2 protein-coding genes are annotated in these 2,341 nt (G+C 75.5%); both read right to left on the reverse strand.

The genetic code is table 11. The features are described from left to right. A partial coding sequence (locus tag AB0H32_RS47970; protein WP_361135950.1) for an FAD-dependent oxidoreductase occupies window positions 1-753 on the reverse strand: 753 nt, incomplete at its 3' end. 466 nt (window positions 754-1,219) lie between these two features. Continuing rightward, window positions 1,220-2,341: tetratricopeptide repeat protein (locus AB0H32_RS47975; protein WP_361135954.1), on the reverse strand; the 1,122-nt coding region annotated here is incomplete at its 5' end.

The following is a 2,341-nucleotide window of genomic DNA, read 5'->3' on the forward strand; positions in this document are numbered from 1 at the left end:
GCCCGCCTCACGGGCCGCGGCGGCCAGGGCGTCGGTGAGGGCGCCCATGCCTCCGACCGGCACGTCCCAGGCTCCGGTTCCGCCGCCGATGACGTGGTAGAGGAAGCAGCGGTTCTGCCGAAGCGAGGGGTCGTGGGCGTCGGCGAAGGTGCCGATGAGCGCGTCGGTGAGGGCCACGCCCCGCACCAGGTCGTCGCTGAACCTCTCCTCGATCGCGACGCCGATCGGCTGCTCGAACAGCGTGCGCCAGGCGTCCTCGTCGTCGATGCGGCGGCGCAGCTCGTCACGGGTGGGCAGGGGTTCGGTGAGGGTCGGGAAGACACGCCGGGCGACCTGGCCGGTCATGCCGTAGAAGCGCTGCCAGGCCTCGTACTCGCGCTCGCCGCCGGTCAGCCGGGCGAAGGCCTCCCGGGTGCGCTGTTCGCCGCCGCCGACCAGCAGTCCGGTGGGGCGGCCGCCGCGGTCCACGGGGGTGTACGAGGAGATGGTGCGGCTGCGGACGCGGAAGTCCAGCCCCAGGTCGCGCACGATCTTCTGCGGCAGCAGGCTGACCAGGTACGAGTAGCGCGACAGCCGGGCCTCGACACCGGCGAACGGGCGGGTGGAGACGGCCGCGCCGCCGGTGTGGTCGAGCCGTTCCAGCACCAGCACGGACCGGCCGGCCCGGGCCAGATAGGCGGCGGCGACCAGGCCGTTGTGCCCTCCGCCGACGATGACGGCGTCGTATGTCCGGGATCCCTCGAGTGCGGTCATGGTTCTTGGTAACACGGGATGATCTAGGTCGGCCAGAGGCAGGCGGCCCGGCTCCCGGCCGAGTCTTCCCGGACGTCGTCCGTGTACCGCCCGGCGAGAGCCGGCCGGGCTCGGTCGGGCCGCTCGGTACGCCGGCCGGTCCCGGCCGCCGCTCTCCGGTGCTGATCGCGGCGGGCCGTACGGCTCGATGGCCGGATGGCCGTACGGCCCCGCCGCGCCGGGTCTGCCGCGCCGGGTCTGCCGCGCCGGGTCTGCCGGTGAGGCGGGCGGCGGCCTCCTCACCGACCGGCATTTGCGTAGGGGCCGCGCTCCGGCCCCACCGGCAGAAGGCCGTGCCCCTCGTCCGCCCGGCCGGAGGTGAACCGGTACTCCCGCACGGCAACCTGCGGCGTCGCTCCCTTCCGCTCCCTGCGGCAGCGTCACCCTGACCAGGGCGACGCGTTCCGGGCGGCCGCCCGGTCCCGCATCAGCGGCCCCCCGCCGCCTGTTGCTGCCGCAGGACCGCCACCCTGCGGTACAGCTCGACCGCCTCCGCGCCGCGGCCGAGCTGTTCCAGGCAGTGGGCCTCGTCGTTGCGGCTGGCGAGGGTGTCGGGGTGGTCGGCGCCGAAGACGCGCTCGCGGGCCGTGGCCACCCGCCGGTACGCGGTGAGGGCGTCCGCCCAGCGGCCCAGCCAGCCCAGGGCGACGGCGACCTCCCGGCGGCTGACCAGTGTGTCCGGGTGGTCGGCGCCGAGGACAAGCTCGCGCTGTGCGCACACGTCGCGGGCCTCGGCGAGGGCCTCCTCCCAACGGCCGAGCCGGCCGAGGTTGACACCGAGGCCGTGGCGGGCGCGCAGGGTTTCGGGGTGGGCGGCGCCGTGGACGCGGGTGCGGTCCTCGATCAGGCCGCGGTACAGGAGGAGGGCGTCCGTGCTGCGGCCTAGGCGGCCCAGGCTGATCCCGGCCTCGTAGCGGGCGGCGAGTGTGTCCGGGTGGTCGGGGCCGAGGGTCCGGGCACGCGCCTCGGCGACCTCGCGGTAGGTCTGCAGCGCCTCTTCCCAGCGGCCCAACTGGCCGAGCGCGTAGGCGACTTCGTAGCGGGTGACCAGGGTGTCGGGGTGCTCGGGGCCGAGCACCCGGGCGCGGGCGGCCGCCACGTCGTGGGCCATGCGGTACGAGTCGTCGAGCCGGCCGAGCCGGCTGAGGTTGAAGGCGAGGTTGTGCCGGCAGCGCAGGGTGTCCGGATGGTCCTGGCCGAGAACGCTGATCCGGGCCGCCAGCACCGAGGTGTAGCTCTGGTGGGCTTCGAAGTGACGCCCCAACTGCCCCAGGACGTAGGCCGTTTCCTGGCGGGCGGCGAGCGTGTCGGGGTGGTCGGGGCCGAGGACGCGTTCCCGGGCGGCGGCGACGTCCGCGTAGGCGCGCAGTGCGTCGGCGGCGCGGCCGGTGCGGCTGAGGGTGAAGGCGACCTCGTAGCGGCTGGCGAGGGTGTCGGGGTGCTCGGGGCCGAGCAGTGCCGCCCGTTCGGCGGCGACGGCCCGGTGGATCTCGCCCGACTGGGCCCACCGCCCGCGCCGGGCGAGCGCGAGGCCCTCGTGGTGCCGTGC

It is taken from the genome of Streptomyces sp. NPDC020362, from assembly GCF_040642095.1.
Classification (GTDB): Bacteria; Actinomycetota; Actinomycetes; order Streptomycetales; family Streptomycetaceae; genus Streptomyces.